At 44.4% G+C, this 268-nt stretch carries 1 pseudogene; it reads left to right on the plus strand.

The features are described from left to right. Window positions 1-84: 84 nt before the first annotated feature. Window positions 85-268, plus strand: a pseudogene (locus AAEZ03_RS27570) (LpxL/LpxP family acyltransferase); the annotation flags it as partial.

Genomic DNA, 268 nt, shown 5'->3' on the forward strand with positions numbered 1-268 from the left:
GCCCTCCATAGAATGGATGTTTGGTGCGACCGAATAAATCTAGAGCAAGTCGACTTTAACGACCGAAAAATACACGCAGACCAAGTGGCCACAGGTCGAGGTGCAGTATTGATTGTGTCGCATTTAGGCAATATGGAATTGTGTCGCGCTATCTCTGTCCACCAGCAAAAGGTGAAAGTGAATGTGATGGTGCTAACCCAACACGCTGAAAATTTTAACAAGGTACTGCAGCAGCTTAATCCACAAAGTAGTCTTAACTTAATCCATG

Origin of the sequence: Pseudomonas sp. HY2-MNA-CIBAN-0224 (assembly GCF_040310285.1) — a bacterium.
Lineage (GTDB): Bacteria > Pseudomonadota > Gammaproteobacteria > Pseudomonadales > Pseudomonadaceae > Aquipseudomonas > Aquipseudomonas helleri.